The 16111-nt window shown below is 39.4% G+C and carries 14 protein-coding genes and 1 pseudogene; 12 read left to right on the top strand and 3 right to left on the bottom strand.

From position 1 onward, the window contains the following. Positions 1-89 precede the first annotated feature (89 nt). A complete protein-coding gene (leuC, locus tag VB714_RS08120) occupies positions 90-1493 on the top strand; it encodes a 3-isopropylmalate dehydratase large subunit (RefSeq protein ID WP_323222947.1) in 1404 nt (467 codons plus the stop codon). 166 nt (positions 1494-1659) lie between these two features. Continuing rightward, positions 1660-2763: a fatty acid desaturase family protein gene (locus tag VB714_RS08125; protein WP_323222950.1), complete on the top strand. Its 1104-nt coding sequence runs from the start codon at positions 1660-1662 to the stop codon at positions 2761-2763. Between the two features lie 104 nt (positions 2764-2867). Here VB714_RS08125 and VB714_RS08130 read toward each other — a convergent pair whose 3' ends face one another. Both VB714_RS08130 and VB714_RS08135 read right to left on the bottom strand, forming a co-directional pair. Beyond that, positions 2868-3611: an ABC transporter ATP-binding protein gene (locus tag VB714_RS08130; RefSeq protein ID WP_323222955.1), complete on the bottom strand. Its 744-nt coding sequence runs from the start codon at positions 3609-3611 to the stop codon at positions 2868-2870. A gap of 8 nt (positions 3612-3619) precedes the next feature. Beyond that, positions 3620-4411: an ABC transporter permease gene (locus VB714_RS08135; protein ID WP_323222959.1), complete on the bottom strand. Its 792-nt coding sequence runs from the start codon at positions 4409-4411 to the stop codon at positions 3620-3622. An 84-nt stretch (positions 4412-4495) separates the two neighbouring features. Between VB714_RS08135 and VB714_RS08140 the strand changes: the two genes are divergently transcribed. The 3 genes from VB714_RS08140 to VB714_RS08150 are packed head-to-tail and all read left to right on the top strand — an operon-like array spanning position 4496 to position 9498. Beyond that, positions 4496-7282 carry a hypothetical protein gene (locus VB714_RS08140; protein ID WP_323222961.1) on the top strand — a complete coding sequence of 929 codons (2787 nt, stop codon included), beginning with the start codon at positions 4496-4498 and terminating at the stop codon, positions 7280-7282. 44 nt (positions 7283-7326) lie between these two features. Next, the gene (locus tag VB714_RS08145; protein WP_323222964.1) at positions 7327-8295 is read left to right on the top strand and encodes a beta-1,6-N-acetylglucosaminyltransferase; all 969 of its coding nucleotides are present in this window, start codon (positions 7327-7329) and stop codon (positions 8293-8295) included. 12 nt (positions 8296-8307) lie between these two features. After that, the gene (locus VB714_RS08150) at positions 8308-9498 is read left to right on the top strand and encodes a hypothetical protein (RefSeq protein ID WP_323222967.1); all 1191 of its coding nucleotides are present in this window, start codon (positions 8308-8310) and stop codon (positions 9496-9498) included. A 32-nt stretch (positions 9499-9530) separates the two neighbouring features. Here VB714_RS08150 and rfbH read toward each other — a convergent pair whose 3' ends face one another. Then, positions 9531-10886 carry a lipopolysaccharide biosynthesis protein RfbH gene (gene rfbH, locus VB714_RS08155; RefSeq protein WP_323222970.1) on the bottom strand — a complete coding sequence of 452 codons (1356 nt, stop codon included), beginning with the start codon at positions 10884-10886 and terminating at the stop codon, positions 9531-9533. A 162-nt stretch (positions 10887-11048) separates the two neighbouring features. Between rfbH and VB714_RS08160 the strand changes: the two genes are divergently transcribed. The 7 genes and pseudogenes from VB714_RS08160 to VB714_RS08190 form a co-directional block, all read left to right on the top strand. Further along, the gene (locus VB714_RS08160) at positions 11049-11324 is read left to right on the top strand and encodes an NAD-dependent epimerase/dehydratase family protein (RefSeq protein WP_323222973.1); all 276 of its coding nucleotides are present in this window, start codon (positions 11049-11051) and stop codon (positions 11322-11324) included. Then, positions 11291-11743 (top strand): dTDP-4-dehydrorhamnose 3,5-epimerase family protein, encoded by a 453-nt coding sequence (locus VB714_RS08165; protein WP_323222976.1) that lies wholly within the window; start codon positions 11291-11293, stop codon positions 11741-11743. Before VB714_RS08160 ends, VB714_RS08165 begins: the two co-directional genes overlap by 34 nt. Positions 11744-11759: 16 nt before the next feature. Continuing rightward, positions 11760-12707 carry an SDR family oxidoreductase gene (locus VB714_RS08170; protein ID WP_323222979.1) on the top strand — a complete coding sequence of 316 codons (948 nt, stop codon included), beginning with the start codon at positions 11760-11762 and terminating at the stop codon, positions 12705-12707. 105 nt (positions 12708-12812) lie between these two features. Continuing rightward, positions 12813-13856, top strand: a complete 1044-nt coding sequence (locus VB714_RS08175) for an NAD-dependent epimerase/dehydratase family protein (protein ID WP_323222982.1) — start codon at positions 12813-12815, stop codon at positions 13854-13856. Next, entirely contained in the window at positions 13850-14620 is a 771-nt protein-coding gene (locus VB714_RS08180) for a sugar phosphate nucleotidyltransferase (RefSeq protein WP_323222985.1), read from the top strand. Before VB714_RS08175 ends, VB714_RS08180 begins: the two co-directional genes overlap by 7 nt. 45 nt (positions 14621-14665) lie before the next feature. Next, the gene (locus tag VB714_RS08185; RefSeq protein WP_323222988.1) at positions 14666-15742 is read left to right on the top strand and encodes a glycosyltransferase; all 1077 of its coding nucleotides are present in this window, start codon (positions 14666-14668) and stop codon (positions 15740-15742) included. A gap of 12 nt (positions 15743-15754) precedes the next feature. Further along, positions 15755-16111 (top strand): annotated as a pseudogene (locus VB714_RS08190) (hypothetical protein); the annotation flags it as partial.

Genomic DNA, 16111 nt, shown 5'->3' on the forward strand with positions numbered 1-16111 from the left:
ATAGGTAGAACATTTCCTAAAATAAACGGGAACAGGGAACAGAATTTGATATAATGCTAACCTCTAGAGAGTTTGATTAATTGGACAGTATGAGCAAAGGCACATTATTTGATAAAGTTTGGGACTTACATACCGTGGGAATATTGCCCTCGGGTCAAACGCAATTATTCATCGGACTGCATTTAATTCACGAAGTGACCAGCCCTCAAGCCTTTGCCATGCTGAGAGAACGAGGATTAAAGGTTTTGTTTCCCGATCGCACGGTTGCCACGGTGGATCATATTGTCCCGACAGAAAACCAAGCGCGTCCTTTTGTGGATGTCTTAGCGGAAGAGATGATGCAGGCTCTAGAAAATAGCTGCAAAGAGTACGGTATTCGCTTCTATAACATCGGTTCTGGAGATCAGGGGATTGTTCATATTATCGCCCCAGAACAGGGACTAACGCAACCTGGGATGACGGTAGCTTGTGGTGATTCTCACACTTCTACCCACGGTGCATTCGGCGCGATCGCCTTTGGCATAGGTACTTCTCAAGTCCGCGATGTGCTTGCTTCTCAAACCCTCGCCCTCTCCAAATTAAAAGTTCGTAAAATTGAAGTGAATGGTGACTTAAAACCAGGAGTTTATGCGAAAGATGTCATCCTGCACATTATTCGCACATTAGGTGTAAAAGGCGGTGTTGGTTTCGCCTATGAATTTGCGGGGACTACTTTTGAGAGGATGTCAATGGAAGAACGCATGACAGTGTGTAATATGTCCATTGAAGGGGGGGCGCGATGCGGTTATATTAACCCCGACGAAACGACTTACGAGTACCTTAAAGGGCGAGATTTTGCGCCCAAAGAGGGAGACTGGGAACAAGCTGTCTCTTGGTGGAATGGGATTAAAAGCGATCGCGATGCCGAATACGATGATATCGTGACATTTAATGCTTCAGAGATTCCCCCCACGGTGACTTGGGGAATTACCCCTGGACAAGGGATCGGGGTTGATGAAAGGATTCCCACCGCAGAGAGTTTAGCGGAAGGCGATCGCGACATTGCTGAAGAAGCATATAAGTACATGAAACTCGATCCTGGGGTGCCGATTCAAGGTACAAAAGTAGATGTCTGTTTTGTTGGTAGTTGTACTAATGGTCGCATAAGTGACTTACGAGAAGCGGCGAAATTTGCCAAAGGTCATCAGGTGGCTAATGGCGTAAAAGCCTTTGTCGTACCGGGATCGGAACGAGTGAAGAAGGAAGCAGAAGCGGAAGGACTGCATCACATTTTCCTCGAAGCGGGATTTGAGTGGCGAGAGGCTGGCTGTTCCATGTGTTTAGCGATGAACCCCGATAAGTTGCAGGGAGATCAAATTAGTGCATCCTCCTCCAATCGCAATTTTAAGGGTCGTCAGGGGTCATCTACCGGGCGCACCTTGTTAATGAGTCCAGCCATGGTAGTCGCTGCGGCAATCAATGGTACAGTTACAGATGTGCGAAAGATGTTGTAATCTCTTGTATATCTTGAATTCAAGCACTTAAATCCAAACACTTAGATGAGTATTTTTGCTCTCTATCATTGCGATTCACCTGCGCGATCGAGATTCAAATCAAATCAATAGTTTAATTGATTTGAGTTTTATAATGTCCCAATCTTTGTTTTTTATTAATACATTCATGGTGAATCTTGTTGAGTCTAAACCCTTAATGACTCAGGCTGAATATGCCAAAAAACTGCGCCCATTACTTCCTCCCGAAGCATTTCAACCCGACAACAACTACGTTTTGATTCTAGGGATCAATCTCGCAATCTTAATCTTAGGTTGGGGAATTGCCGATAGTCTCGATCGCTGGAATTGGTATTTCTTGTGGTTGTATCTACCTCTTGCTTTAATTATGGGGAATAGCGTCATTGTGGCGCTATTTAGTACCCACAATATCATGCACAGTGCGACTATTAAAAAACCCCAGTTAAAGCAGGCGATCGTTTTATTAGGATTAACTATGTTATGGATGCCTCCGACCCTATGGAAAGCAGTTCATAATCGAGAGCATCATAATAACACAAACTCTTTCCAAGACCCAGATCGAAATTATTTGGAAGAACAACCCAAAAACTGGGGTAAATGGATTCAAAATAAGTTTGTTCCTTCCGCAGAAGTAAATCCAATTTTATTAACAATTGGGATGGCACATTCTTGGGGAGTTCATGCTTTTCGCAATCTCAGTTCGGTGTTTTTGTTTAATAATGGGACAACCAAATATCCCGTATTTTCCTTTACAGTGAGTCCCCAAGAACGTAGGGCAATCGGCTGGGAATTGCTACTGGCGATCGCGATTCATTCAAGTATCTTAATCTTCCTTGATTTTCATCCTATCAAGTTATTATTGGGTTACTTTTTACCGATTTGGATTGGCTATAGTGGAGCAATGTTTTATATCTATACGAATCATATGCTCTGTCAAATGACGGCGATTAATGACCCTTTAATTAATAGTATTTCTCTGCGAGTGCCGAAGATATTTGATGTGCTGCATTTGAACTTTTCCTATCATACAGAACATCATATTTTTCCCGGTATGAACTCGGATTACTATCCGATGGTACAAGAACTTTTGCTGACTCACTATGGCGATCGCTTTAATTTATTGGATGTGGGAAAAGTTTGGCAGTTGATGCTACAAACACCTCGACATTACCGGGATGAGACTACTTTTACAGATTGGACGGGAGAAAAATCTGTTCCTTGTCCTTTGTCTGTGAATCGTCAAGAAGGATAGTTAATGTGGGTTGTGCGATCGCGTTCTGGCAAAAAAGATGTACTGTAGAAATAGTACAATTTCCCGTTCAGCGTATGAATTCAGATATTGGTCATGTAACAGGATTAAAAGCGATCGCTATAGTAGTCGAAGATTTCGTCCGTGTTACCGATGCGAGAAATTGTACCATTTTCCATACAGCCGATGCGATCGCATATTTCTCGCATTTCTCCTTCTGTATGAGAAACTAGGATGATTGTTGCGCCACTTTGACAAATTTTGTCCATTCTCTCTTTACATTTCTTTTTGAACCCTGCATCCCCAACACTTAAGGCTTCATCAATAATCAAAATCTCGGCTTTTTCTGACTCTAAAACTGCTGTGGTAACTGCAAATCCCAAACGCGCCAACATTCCCGAAGAATAGCGTTTAACTTCCATATCAATTGCTTCTCCCAGTTCAGAAAATTCGATAATTTCACGGGTCAAATAGCGAATATCAGATTTACTTAAACCCATTAATGTGCCGCATAAGCCAATATTTTCTCGTCCTGATAATTCGAGTTCTAAGCCTACTCCCAATCCTAATAAAGGGGCAACTCTACCATACACTTTGACTTGTCCGCGATCGGGTCTAATAATTCCAGCTAGGACGCGCAGTAAGGTTGTTTTTCCTGCGCCATTAATCCCGACAATCCCAAATTTTTCTCCTTTATAAATATCTAGATTAATGCCTTTGAGAACTTGTTTTTGCTCAAAAAGTTTTTGTTTTCCCAAGGAAAGAAAGTATTTTTTGAGGGAGTTAATGCCGTATTTTTGAATAAAGAAATTAACGTAAACATTTCTCGCTTCGATAATTGTTTCTCTCATATTCTAGTTTAAATCGATGAAATAAAATATCGTTCAAGTTTCCGAAATACATTGTATCCGAGAAAGAATGACAATAATGCGATCGCGCTAATTTTTAGCCACAATTCTAGAGAAGGAATGCGATTCCAGTATAAAACCTCGCGAATGGCGATCGCATAGTGGTATAAAGGATTAAGCTGCACGATGCCTGCATATTCGGGAGGAATCAAGGAAGATGGGTAGGCGATCGGGGTGAAATAGAGTAAGGCAGGAAGAATACTATTCCAAAGTATACCAACATCGCTAAAATAAACGTTTAACGAGGTTAAAACTAAAGACAATCCTAATATAAAAAGAGCAAAGAGAACAGTAACGGGAAAGATAAACAAGAGATGATAGGTAAATTTTCCTCCCAGTAATACAAACAGAAGGGCGAAGGGAATTAAAGACATGAGAAAGTTAAATGCAGAAGCAAGTGCCGTTGCAGCCGGATAGACAACAGAAGGGATTGCAATGGATTTTAATAAGCGTGCAGAAGCGGTAACAGAGATTAAAATTTGCGCTGTTGTTGTGGAGAAAAAGTTCCAATAAATGATTCCTGTTAAAACAAAAAGGGGATAGTTTTCCAGTTCGGGAAAGGCTTTCTTAAAAACGAGAATAAAGATAGTCAAAAAAATCAAAGGACTTAACAAACTCCAAAAGAAACCTAACAAAGATTTCTTGTAGCGAAGTTTGATATCCTTCCAAGCTAGAGCCAGTAAAACGTTAATCGTGTAGGAATAGCGTTGCAGAAAATTGGATAAAATACGAGAATGTCTCATGCAATGTTTAAAAAAATTGTAAAAGATTAATTTTAGTTCAATATCTGTTAAAATGGCGATCGCCTAAGTTTTATAACGATACAAATGCTTGCTATTTTATTAGTCCTTTCCCTCTTTATTTTCTGGTTATTCGTTGGCTACGCTATTATAAACCTTCTCAATCCAAAAAACAATAGTCTCCAAAATACACTCCTTGCACCAGTTATTGGTATGAGTGTAACGCTATTGTTAGTGTTTTGGGGAAATCGCTTAGGGATTCCAGTTAAGTTCTTAGGCATCCCGATTACTATTACTTTATTCTGTTCTAGTATTTTAATTTATTATATTCAAAAAATTGAATTTCCTTGGAAAAAATATTTTCCTTTTGTTGGTATTTTTTTATTTTCTACTTTTTTAACAGGAAGTCCTTTTTTAGAATTTGGCTTTGATTGGATTAGTTATGCTAATCCAGACATGACAAGTTATTATACCATATCAGCTAAATATTTTTCTAATCATTCCTATTTTGACCTTTTTTCCTCTAATTTCTTGGCAGAGAATATAAATAATTTATATGCTGGTATTGCGTCTTTAGTAGGACAAGGGCATCGAATAGGGGGCGATCTATTACTAGCTTGGATTTCTAGTGTTACAGGATTACCTATTTATGCTGTCTTTATGCCTCTAATTTTAGTCTTTCATTTAGTATTAATTAGCACAACTGGAGCATTAATTTATACGTTTACAGGTTGGCTAGAGGCAACTTTTTGGACTTGTTTAATGATGAGTGTATCTGCTCTTGTCAGTTTAGGCACATTTTATCAGTTACTCGCTCAGATGAGTGGTTTAGGCTTTTTAATTGGGTCTATTATTTTGTTATTCGATCGCGTCAAATCTGGCGATCGCAATTCTTTATTAAAATATGGAATATTAGCAGGTCTGACTATTTCTAGCTTATTAATTACTTATCCAGAAATTTTGTTTTTTTTAGGTTCTAGTTTTTTAATGTCTATAATGATTTGCTGGATTAAAAAAACAGAATATCTGAGAGCGTGGATAGTCCAAACCCTAGTTATTACAGGTATAACTATTCTTATTCTCAATACTTATTTAGTCGATTCTGTTAGATTTGTTACTTTTAATCTTAATCGCATTCAAGAAAATGCCTTTGGAGATAAAATTTTTTCCTATTTTTTAATTCCGAGTGGTTTGGCAAATCTTTGGGGAATACAACATCTTGCTAAATTACCTTCAGAACCTTGGCTATCTCTCAGTATTTTTTTAGGAGCAATAATTTTAGTTACAATGATTTTTGCGATCGCTTGCAAATTACCTAAAACTCAACCTATTATTTTAGTTACTGGAATTATGTTGAGTTTAGGATTTTACTTATTTATTGCAAAAAAAGGATTTACTTTATTTAAGTTGGGAATGTTTATCCAGCCGTTTTTACTAGGGAGTTTTGTCTTATTTTGTTTAACTTTAATTCCTTCTCGTGTTCTGCGATTATTGCCTTTAATTATTCTGGGGATTTTGAATTTATCAACTCAACTTAGTTATCTAGAAGATAGTCGAGGATTTTCGACTGTTTTAGTTGAAATCTATCAAGGTTCTTCCTCTGGTGTTTATTCAGAAGCTAAGGTTTTTATGGATGCCCATAAACACGATCCAATATTGATACATACAAATTCTCGAGCTTTGCTTGGGGTTTTAGGATTTTATAAACAAGATAAAACCATTCATTTTTTAAATATTAATAGAGTTTTTGAAGAAGAATTTAACAAAGAAAATTCCCAAAATAAATATTTATTTGATTTGCACGAGACGTTTAAAAAGAAAAAATATAATCTTTTTTTTAAAGAAAACTTGAATTTGGAAAATCAGTTATTTCAAGAAAAAAATACAATTTTAGTGACTACAAATCACAAAGAAACATTGAATTTTCAATATTTTACTAATGATCTGAGTTTAGATTTTGATGACGACTTTGTTCCTTTACCATTAAAGAACGTAAAAAATTATTTACTTTTTCTGAGTTCCCAACTTGGCCCGCGTTTTTATCCTTCGCAACCCGATTATTTTTTCCGTAATTCTACTTCCGAAATGCTGCGCGATCGCAAAATGGTTCCACTTGGACAACATTTTCTCTTTCAAGTCATTCACCCCTCTCCCAATGCACGGTTAATGCTAGACATGACCACCAGTTTGCAAGGAGATGGTAAAAATCAACTTCCTCCCGCAGCAGCGATCGGGACAAAACGAGAGTTACTCCCCTTAACAGGTCGAGGATCGGCTCGGGTTATTTCTCCTCCTCTGACTCCCCAAACTATTGCAGGAAGACAGTATATCAGCTTGGATATGGGAAGAGAAGGAGAATTTTTTACTCAATCTCAAAGACAAGGTTTGATGAATTTATATGGTCGAGAAGTGCGACGCGATCCGAGAAAAGTAGTCGGTTTTGGTCGCAATATTTCTCTCATTTCCCCAGAAGAATATGCTAACTTACAGCCTCCCTCCTCTTTGAGTTCTTTTCCCGACGATCTCGCCAATTCTGCCTTAGAATATTCAGGAATGTATGAGGATAGCTGGCTGTCTGAATCGGTCTATTTTACATTAACTCCAAAAGCCGAACAATCTCAGCTTAAAATTCAAGGAATGCTCCCTCAAATTGACGATCCGAACTTTACCACAGAGTTAACAGTTTTGGTGAATGAAAAACCTATTGCAACTCAAGTTTTATCATTAGGGGAGTTTGAGTTAGAGATTCCTTTAAGTTTAAAATTAGAAAAACAGAAAATTCAATTGCAATTTTCTCAGTACCAAAAACTTCCCGATCCGGACAATCGACCTGTCACTATTTTGTTAAAATTTGTTGGTTTTACTAGACCATAATCTCACAACGTGCTAGTTGATAATCCTTCCTCTTCACACTCATTATGACACATCTTGCTTATATTATTGCCGCCCATCATCAACCCAAGCAATTAGGGCGCATGATTCGTGCTTTATATCATCGCGATGATTATTTTTTTATACATATTAATGCAAAATCAAACCTTCATTTATTTCAACAATCTGTTGAAAAAGCTGACAATATAATCTTTCTTTCTCAACGCAAAAAGGTCTATTGGGGAGGGTCTAGTTTGCTCCGAGTTATATTACATTTAATGCAAACCGTTCGACAATACTCAGTTCAAGATTCAGTCAACTTCAGCTACTGTATTTATCTGAGTGGTAATGATTACCCCATTAAACCTTTGACTGCAATTCGCCAAAAACTGAGCGTAGCAGATAAAGAATGGATTAGAGTTGACGGTAATCTCGTCCCGCAAACAAACGCTTTTTTAGATGATGGTTCTTACGAACATATTGCCTATCGCTATTTTTTTGATAATCCACTTTTTAACCCGAGATCCTCCTTGCCTCATAAGTTGCGACTTCGATTACAGTCAGTACATCAATTCTTAACCATGCGAGTGATGGGTTCGCGATCGTATATACGAGATTTTGTCCCTTACAAGGGGAGTTCGTGGTGGGCATTAACTCTAGATTGTATTAATTATCTTCTCGATTTTGTCAAGCAAAATCCAAATATCCTCCGCTTCCATAACCAAGTATTAGTTCCAGAAGAAATTTTGTTTCATTCAATTCTTAAACAATCTCCCTTTGCTCAAAAAATCCTCATGGATTGTACGATTTCGCCTTGCACTGATGTTGTTGAAAATGGCAGCCATTTTATTGATTGGCGACCAGAAAACTACCGCTACGAATGCCATCTTGTGCTAGATATGACCTATTGGGAGGAATTACTGGTATCGGATTGTTTGTTTGCCCGCAAATTTGACGAACACTTATCATTCGATCTACTCGATCTCATCGATCGGGAAATTTTAGCAAAACCTTAGATTTATTCAAATATGTCAAGCCTCAAAAAAAAGCGAAATAAGCGTAAAAACTTTGTCTATATTATTAGCATTAACATTGTTGTTTTGGTCGCAATATTAATGACAATAAATCTTGTCAGTTCTTTGGGCATCTCCCTTGCCATGTCTATATATCCCGGAAAAGAAACCTTTTATCCGTTTCACTGGCCCGAGCTTCCTTTCCGACACCGCGATCGCGATTACATAAAACAACTTGAAACAGAAACCAATGAAATCAATTTTAAATTCATACAATTTTATCCTTTTATCGGTTTTACTTGGCCAAAACATGAAGGCAAATATGTAAATACTAATCAACAGGGAGAGAGGATCGTTGTTCCTACATCTTCTCAAGAGAAAAATAAAGGTGTTATCCGATTTTTTGGTGGCTCAACCATGTGGGGAATGGGAGCAGAAGATAAAGAAACTATTCCCTCATTAATCAAACAAAATTTTCCTGACTATCTAGTTTTTAATCACGGTCAATTGGCTTACACAAGTCGTCAGAGCCTTGCGAAATTAATCAATCTTGCCAATCAATCTTATTCTTTAGACTATGTTGTATTTTTAGATGGTGTTAATGATCCAATGATTTCCTGTTATGATGTATTTAAATCTAATGAAAAGTTAGTTAATATTTATGGTTTTAGTCAACAGTTCGGACAAATCTTAGAGCAATATCAGCAATATAATCAAGATATTTTTGGAGCTTTCAAACAAACTCTCTATGGTTCGACGTTAAAATTCCTCAATCTTCTCAAACGTCGTAACCAAAACCTTTGGGATAGTTCCAGAGATTTATCTCCTCTATGTTTGCAAGATCCTAATTATGCGGATAAGGTCGCCAATGCTATGATTCAAAACTGGAAAATAGCTCACGATATTGTAACATCTCGAGGAGGAAATTTTATCGTTCTTCTTCAACCAATGCGCTTTGTTGGAAATTATCGTTTTAACCAATCGTCTCCAGGAGAGTCTTATTATGAAACGTTTAAACTTATGTATTTCTTATTTCAAAAAAAGCTCGAACAAGAAAACTTATTTTGGGTTTACGATCTAACTCATATATTTGATAGTGTAGAAAGTCATGTCTATCTTGATTATGCTCATTTATCAGGCGAGGGAAATAAAATAGTGGTAAAACGCATTTCTGAAATTTTGACTCCGATTTTATCTTCAGATTAAAGACCAGAAAAATGAAAATATAGTGTCGATTTTTACTTTTCAAAACTTTTCTTGATTCCCAGTTCTAAAGTTTTATAAATATAAGCGATCGCCGCTTCTGATATCCCAGGATAAACCCCTAACCAAAAGGTATTATTCATCACTAGATCGGTCACTTTCAATTCAGAAATAATTCTATACTTAACATTTTGGTAAGCGGGTTGTTTGACAATGTTTCCCGCAAATAATAAACGAGTGCCGATTTTATGCTGTTCTAAGAAGGTAATAAGTCTTTCTCGGTTTAAAGTTGAAGATTCTTTGATCGTGAGGGGAAATCCAAACCAGCTAGGTTCTGAGGCAATTGTGGTTTGGGGGAGATAGAAAAGATGATTTAAGTTGCTAATTTTATCTTGAAAAGACCGAAAGTTTGCTTTGCGATTCTCGATAAAGCCAGCCAATTTCTCTAATTGAGCGCAACCCACAGCTGCTTGCATATCTGTCATTTTAAAATTGTATCCAATATGAGAATATGTATATTTATGATCGTAACCATCGGGTAGATTGCCAAATTGCCAAGTAAAGCGTTTTTGACAACTATTATCTTTTCCGGGAGGACACCAACAATCTCTTCCCCAATCCCGAAAAGACTCGATAATTTTTTTGAGATGGCTATCATTGGTTAAAACCGCCCCTCCCTCCCCCATTGTGATATGATGAGCGGGGTAAAAGCTGAATGTAGAAATATGACCAAAAGTTCCGGTTTTTCTCCCTTCATATAAACTGCCCAAGGCATCACAATTATCTTCTATAACCCAGAGATTATGTTCTCGAGCAAATTTGAGTATTTCCTTAAGATCGAAGGGATTTCCAAGGGTATGAGCTAACATAATGGCTTTCGTTCTTGGGGATAATGCCTCTTCTAAATAAGACGTATCGATGTTATAAGTTGATATTTTGATATCCAAAAAGACGGGAATCAGTTGGTTTTGTACAATCGGATTAACTGTTGTGGGAAAACCCGCAGCAACGGTAATGACTTCATCACCGGATACAAGACGGCGATCGCCAAGTTGAGGGGAAGTTAAGGCTGATAATGCCAATAAATTAGCAGATGAGCCGGAATTGACCAGCAAGCAGTGCTTGACTCCTATCCATTCAGCAAACTGTTTGGCAAATTTCTCAGCGTAGCGTCCTGTTGTTAGCCAAAGATCGAGAGATGAATCTAGTAAAGCAAAAAGTTCGCGTTCATCCAAAACTTTGCCGGATGCGGGAATATAGGTTTCACCTGGAATAAATTCTTGCTGCGAGAATTTGAACTGATAATATTTTTCGGCTGCTTTCAAGACATCTAAACGCAATTCGCGTTCTCGATCGGAAAAAGTGCTGAGATTGGGGAAAAAATTGCTCACAAAATACTCCGAATAGTTTAATCAAAAATGTATGATTTGAGTCATTATAATCCTTGCTTAAAATAATGGAAAATTTAATTGAGAATTGTGGTAATGTAGGGAAACTTTACGAGATTGCGAATATTTGAAACAATGAAAGGAATTTAGCGTAGAGAATTGAGTATGAATGGATTTTGGTGTGGGCGATCGATTTTTGTTACGGGTTGTACGGGATTACTAGGAAGTTGGTTGGTGCAAGAACTCTGCGATCGCGGTGGGACGGTTATCGGTTTAATTCGCGATCGCGTTCCTCAGTCTCGCTTTTTTCAAGAAGGACTCGATCGCCATTTGGTTAGCATTACGGGATCGGTTGAGAATTATGGTATCAAGACTATTTTAAAACAAGTTTGCAAGAGGTATAATTTATGGGAATTGAAGGAGTTCAAATTCATCCCTTAGAACGTATTCCCGACGAACGAGGAACAATTTTAAAGATGTTGCGATCGGATGCACCGCATTTTCAAAAATTTGGGGAGATTTATTTTTCTACTGTGTATCCGGGGGCGATCAAAGGCTGGCATCTTCATACTAAAATCACTTTAAATTACGCTGTTATTTTGGGTACGATTAAATTGGTTTTATATGACGATCGCGAAACGTCTAAAACTCAAGGAGAAGTCCAAGAACTCTTTTTAGGTGAAGACAATTATTGTTTAGTCACTATTCCACCGTTAATTTGGAATGGATTTAAAGGTATTGGGACGACAAAAGCAATGGTTGCTAATTGTGCGACAATTCCCCACGATCCCGAAGAAATACAGCGATGCAATCCCTTTACTGCTTCTATTCCCTATGATTGGTCATTAAAACATCACTAATCGATGAAAAATTAACATGAAAATCTTAATTACAGGTGCTTTAGGATACATTGGAGGCAAGTTAGTAGAGTTTTTGCGATCGCAGCCAGACTATGAATTGCGTTTGCTCCTGCGACGAATTCCTGTAGAATTGTCAGACTGGGTTAAAGATTTAGAGATTTGGCAAGGGGATATCACGAAACCGGAGACATTGCAAGGTATTGGGCGAGGAATTGATGCGGCGATCCATTTAGCATCATTAAATGCCCTAAGTTGTCAAAACAATCCTACCGCAGCACTGCAAACCAATGTGCAAGGAACTTTCAATCTTTTAGAAGTTTTAGGTAAAGAATTACAACAATTTATCTATTTTTCAACCTTTCATGTTTATGGGATCAATGAAAAAGGTATCATCACGGAAGAGACTGCGATCGCGCCAACTCATCCCTATAGTTCAACTCATGGAATGGCAGAATTATATGTTGGAATGTACGCACGACAAAGAAAATATGGCGCGTCCATTATTCGCTCGGCAAATCTCTTGGGTGCGCCTCTTTATTGGGGGACAAATTGTTGGACGCTTGTTGCAAACGATCTTTGTCGCCAAGCGATCGCGCAACAATGCCTTGTTTTAAGGTCTTCTGGTTTACAGGTTCGCAATTTTATCCCCCTTCCCGATGCGATCCGCGCTGTTGACTTACTCCTGCACAAAAATTTGCAATCCGTGGAGATTTATAATTTAGGAGGAACTCAAAGTTACAGTATTCTTGAAGTTGCTCAAATGGTACGGAAAGTGTATTTTGAAGTTTACGATCGCAAGATTCCCATCCACCGCCCCGAACCCAAACCGGGAGAAAAGAAAGACGATTTAGATTTTCGTTGCGATCGCCTCCAGACCTTGGGATTTGCACAACAGATGAGTTTAGAAGAAACGATTCGCCAGACCTTGAAATTTTGCGAGGAGAACTCAAATTTTCTCAAGTAATTGTTAAGCCGAACAATTTGATGATATTACTAATGCCATAACAACAAAATTCGCTCATCTTGGATTGCGTAATTTTTGGTTAATTTTACGGGGATTGAATAGTTTATGAAAGTGTTGGTGACAGGGGGTTGTGGTTTTTTAGGCTATCATATTTGCGTCTATTTTCGCGATCGCGGCGAAGAAGTCATCGCTTATGATAACTTAGCCAAACATGAATTTGCTCGCAATCCGTACATGACTCCAGCAGCAAGGGACTACAACCGATCGCAATTGGAAGAGATGGGAGTAGAAATAGTTGTGGAAGATATCCGCAACAAAGCAGCATTGCTTGAATATAGCAGTCAGTGCGATTATATTTGTCATACGGCGGCACAACCAGCGATGACGATTTCATGGGAGAATCCAGAACTCGATTTTTCGACCAATACCCTAGGAACCTTCAATGTATTAGAATCAGCCCGCACGCATCAAATTCCCGTTGCGATTTGTTCCAGCATTCATACCTTTGGACCCGATCGCATCAATGCTTCCCTCACTGAAGCTGAAACTCGCTATCTTCGCCAACCCCCAGCCATTGATGAAAGCGAACCCCTACTACAAGGCACTGTAACGCCATTACACGCCTCTAAGCGTAGCAATGAAATCTATCTACAGGCTTATATTGATACTTTTAAACTCAAAGCAGCTTGTTTTCGCTTAACAGGAATCTACGGACCCAACCAATTTGGAGGAGAGGATCATGGTTGGGTGGCCAATTTCGCTATCCGTGCCATGTTAGGATTACCCCTGACGATCTTTGGGACGGGGAAGCAAGTGCGGGATATTCTCTACGCAAGGGACGCAGCAGCAGCTTTTGGGGCATTTTATCGATCGCCGCAACCCGGTATTTACAACTTGGGAGGTGGAGTCAATCAGACCATTTCATTACTCGAATGTATCGATCGCATCGAAAAAATCCTAGAATGTAAAGCCGATGTTAACTTCAAGGAAGGGCGTTTTGGAGATTTGCGTTACTTTGTCACCGATTCGAGCAAGTTTCAACGGGCTACAGGTTGGGAAGCACGAGTGCAACCAGAACAAGGAATAACTGAGTTAATCCAGTGGTTACAGAACTCCCCTAATCTCTTCACTCAAGATCGGTCATGTTAGCAGGAAAATTACAGATTCCCGAAGGGGCGATCGGTCTCATTCCCGCAGCAGGAGAGGGAAAACGCTTGGGTTTACCTTATCCTAAAGAACTCTATCCCGTTATTCGCGAAAACCGCTATAAACCCATCTCTCAGTTTGTTCTCGATGAGATGGTGGGGGCAAATTTACACCATATTGTCTTTGTTATTAATGAGAGTAAACACCAGTTAATCGGCTATTTTGGCAACGGTCACAGGTTTGGCTGTCATATTAGCTATGTCGTCCAAGAAATAGGCGATCGCCAAGGAAAATCTACTTCTCCTGGTCTTGCCCATGCCCTCGATTCAGCCTATCATCTGACACGGGGTAAAACCGTCTTTTTTGGTATGGCAGACACGATAATGCAGCCCGAGGGGGTATTTCGTCGCTTATCGGAAATTGCCCAACCGGAAATAGATGGCGTTTTGGCCTTATTTGGGACAGAAAACCCAGAAAAATTTGGCATGGTGCGATCGCAGGAAACCGGCCGTATCTTAGAAATTGTCGATAAACCCCAGCATACCCACTTAACGAAAATGTGGGGTTGTATGATGTGGCGATCGCGCTTTACGGAATATTTACATCAATGCGTGAGTCAAGGGATATCCGATTTTGCAGCAATTATGAATCGCGCGATCGCCGAGGGTTTAAATTTCCACGGTTTAGACATTGTGGATGGGACTTACATCGATTTAGGTACTTATGATGAAATCATGTTAATGGATCGCCGTTTTCGCGAATCTTGAGGGGGTCATTTGCAATCTACTAAAATACTTCTGATTCAATGTGAGATGCACAGTTGGCCAGCAGCCCGAGCATGGTCTTATAATGTCCATTTAGGTTGGGAAGCTGGGCTAAAAGCCAATTCTGTTGAAGTGCTTGTTATTACGACTCCTTGGCTTTCCCTGGCTAAAGAAATTATTCGCGGACGAACCTTCGATCAAGTCTGGATTAATGACTTAGTATTATCTTCAGCACGAGATGGGGGAGATGTCAGCGAAGCACAATTAGAAATGCTGGCAACTTTAGCCCCCGTGCGGGTTGGTTTGCTCACGGAATCGATTTATGATTATACGGAAGCAGAAATGGCCGAACTGCCCGATATGCAAAGAACCCAAGCAGAAGTAGAAAAATGTTTGCCCTATTTAACCCATGTTTTGGTATTTGATGAAGCAGATGCGATCGCCATCAAGCAACGTTGGGGGCTGCCTTGCATTTGGACTCCCTGTTCTGTTGCCCATCGCCCAATTTATAATAATATCCCCCCACCAACTTACAATCAAGCATTATTTATGGGGAGTCTCTATCACGGACGACAAGCATGGTTAGACTCTCCCTGTCTTCAAGGGTATTTAAGCCTGAAACAGTCCCCCGATGAGGAAACATTACGCACTAAGATTTTTGAATGGTTGCATCGTCCTCAAACCCGTCGTTTCAAGGAAAATCCTCGGTCTGTTTGGTTTTATCCCTTTTATCTTCATATCCTCCGTCATCTTCGCAAAAGTCACTATCTCAATTGGTTGCAGGCACTACAGTCGGGAATGGCTGTTGTGAATTTGCCTCACTTTGTTAAAACTTACACCCCGCGAGTCATTGAAGGGATGGCTGCGGGTCGTCCCGTCCTCTCTTGGGAAATTCCCGATCGCCCTCGTAATAAAGCACTATTTGAGGATGGAAAAGAGATACTCTTATTTAATACCCCAGAAGAACTACGCGATCGCATTCAACAATTGCGATCGGATGCTCTTTTTGCCCGCAAAATTGCAGAAAATGCCCGTCGTCGCATTCAACAATTCCATACGACGGATAAGCGGGTACAACAAATTCTCCTTTGGATCGAAACAGGAAAAGAGCCAATGTATCAATAAACAATTCTTGCGATGTTTTCCCTCAAAAAGCCCTTACAACGCCTTTATTGGAACTTTTATAAAAGTTTACCCATTCGCTATCTGCGGGCAGCACAATTTCGCAGTTTTCGCCCTTTGGGGGATGGTAAATTACGAGGTACGGCGATCGTTCGTCACTACTGGGAAGAATATCTCCAAAAACATCAAAAAGATATTTGCGGACGAGGGTTAGAAATTGGTAGTAACGCAACTCTTCGTCGTTTTGGTGTCACCAAAGCTGATGCAATTGACGTTTCCTCGCACAGTCCAGAAATTAATGTAATTGCTGATTTAAGTCGGGCAGATTCAGTACCCGAAAATACTTATGATTGCTTTATCAATCAGTTCACC

The sequence above is a fragment of the Spirulina sp. 06S082 genome, assembly GCF_034932145.1.
GTDB lineage: Bacteria > Cyanobacteriota > Cyanobacteriia > Cyanobacteriales > Spirulinaceae > CCY15215.

Bases quoted from the DNA above. Each gene is read 5' to 3' on its own strand.
- leuC (WP_323222947.1), top strand. From the start codon at position 90: ATGAGCAAAGGCACATTATTTGATAAAGTTTGGGACTTACATACCGTG.
- VB714_RS08125 (WP_323222950.1), top strand. From the start codon at position 1,660: ATGGTGAATCTTGTTGAGTCTAAACCCTTAATGACTCAGGCTGAATAT.
- VB714_RS08130 (WP_323222955.1), bottom strand. From the start codon at position 3,611: ATGAGAGAAACAATTATCGAAGCGAGAAATGTTTACGTTAATTTCTTT.
- VB714_RS08135 (WP_323222959.1), bottom strand. From the start codon at position 4,411: ATGAGACATTCTCGTATTTTATCCAATTTTCTGCAACGCTATTCCTAC.
- VB714_RS08140 (WP_323222961.1), top strand. From the start codon at position 4,496: ATGCTTGCTATTTTATTAGTCCTTTCCCTCTTTATTTTCTGGTTATTC.
- VB714_RS08145 (WP_323222964.1), top strand. From the start codon at position 7,327: ATGACACATCTTGCTTATATTATTGCCGCCCATCATCAACCCAAGCAA.
- VB714_RS08150 (WP_323222967.1), top strand. From the start codon at position 8,308: ATGTCAAGCCTCAAAAAAAAGCGAAATAAGCGTAAAAACTTTGTCTAT.
- VB714_RS08160 (WP_323222973.1), top strand. From the start codon at position 11,049: ATGAATGGATTTTGGTGTGGGCGATCGATTTTTGTTACGGGTTGTACG.
- VB714_RS08165 (WP_323222976.1), top strand. From the start codon at position 11,291: ATGGGAATTGAAGGAGTTCAAATTCATCCCTTAGAACGTATTCCCGAC.
- VB714_RS08170 (WP_323222979.1), top strand. From the start codon at position 11,760: ATGAAAATCTTAATTACAGGTGCTTTAGGATACATTGGAGGCAAGTTA.
- VB714_RS08175 (WP_323222982.1), top strand. From the start codon at position 12,813: ATGAAAGTGTTGGTGACAGGGGGTTGTGGTTTTTTAGGCTATCATATT.
- VB714_RS08180 (WP_323222985.1), top strand. From the start codon at position 13,850: ATGTTAGCAGGAAAATTACAGATTCCCGAAGGGGCGATCGGTCTCATT.
- VB714_RS08185 (WP_323222988.1), top strand. From the start codon at position 14,666: ATGCACAGTTGGCCAGCAGCCCGAGCATGGTCTTATAATGTCCATTTA.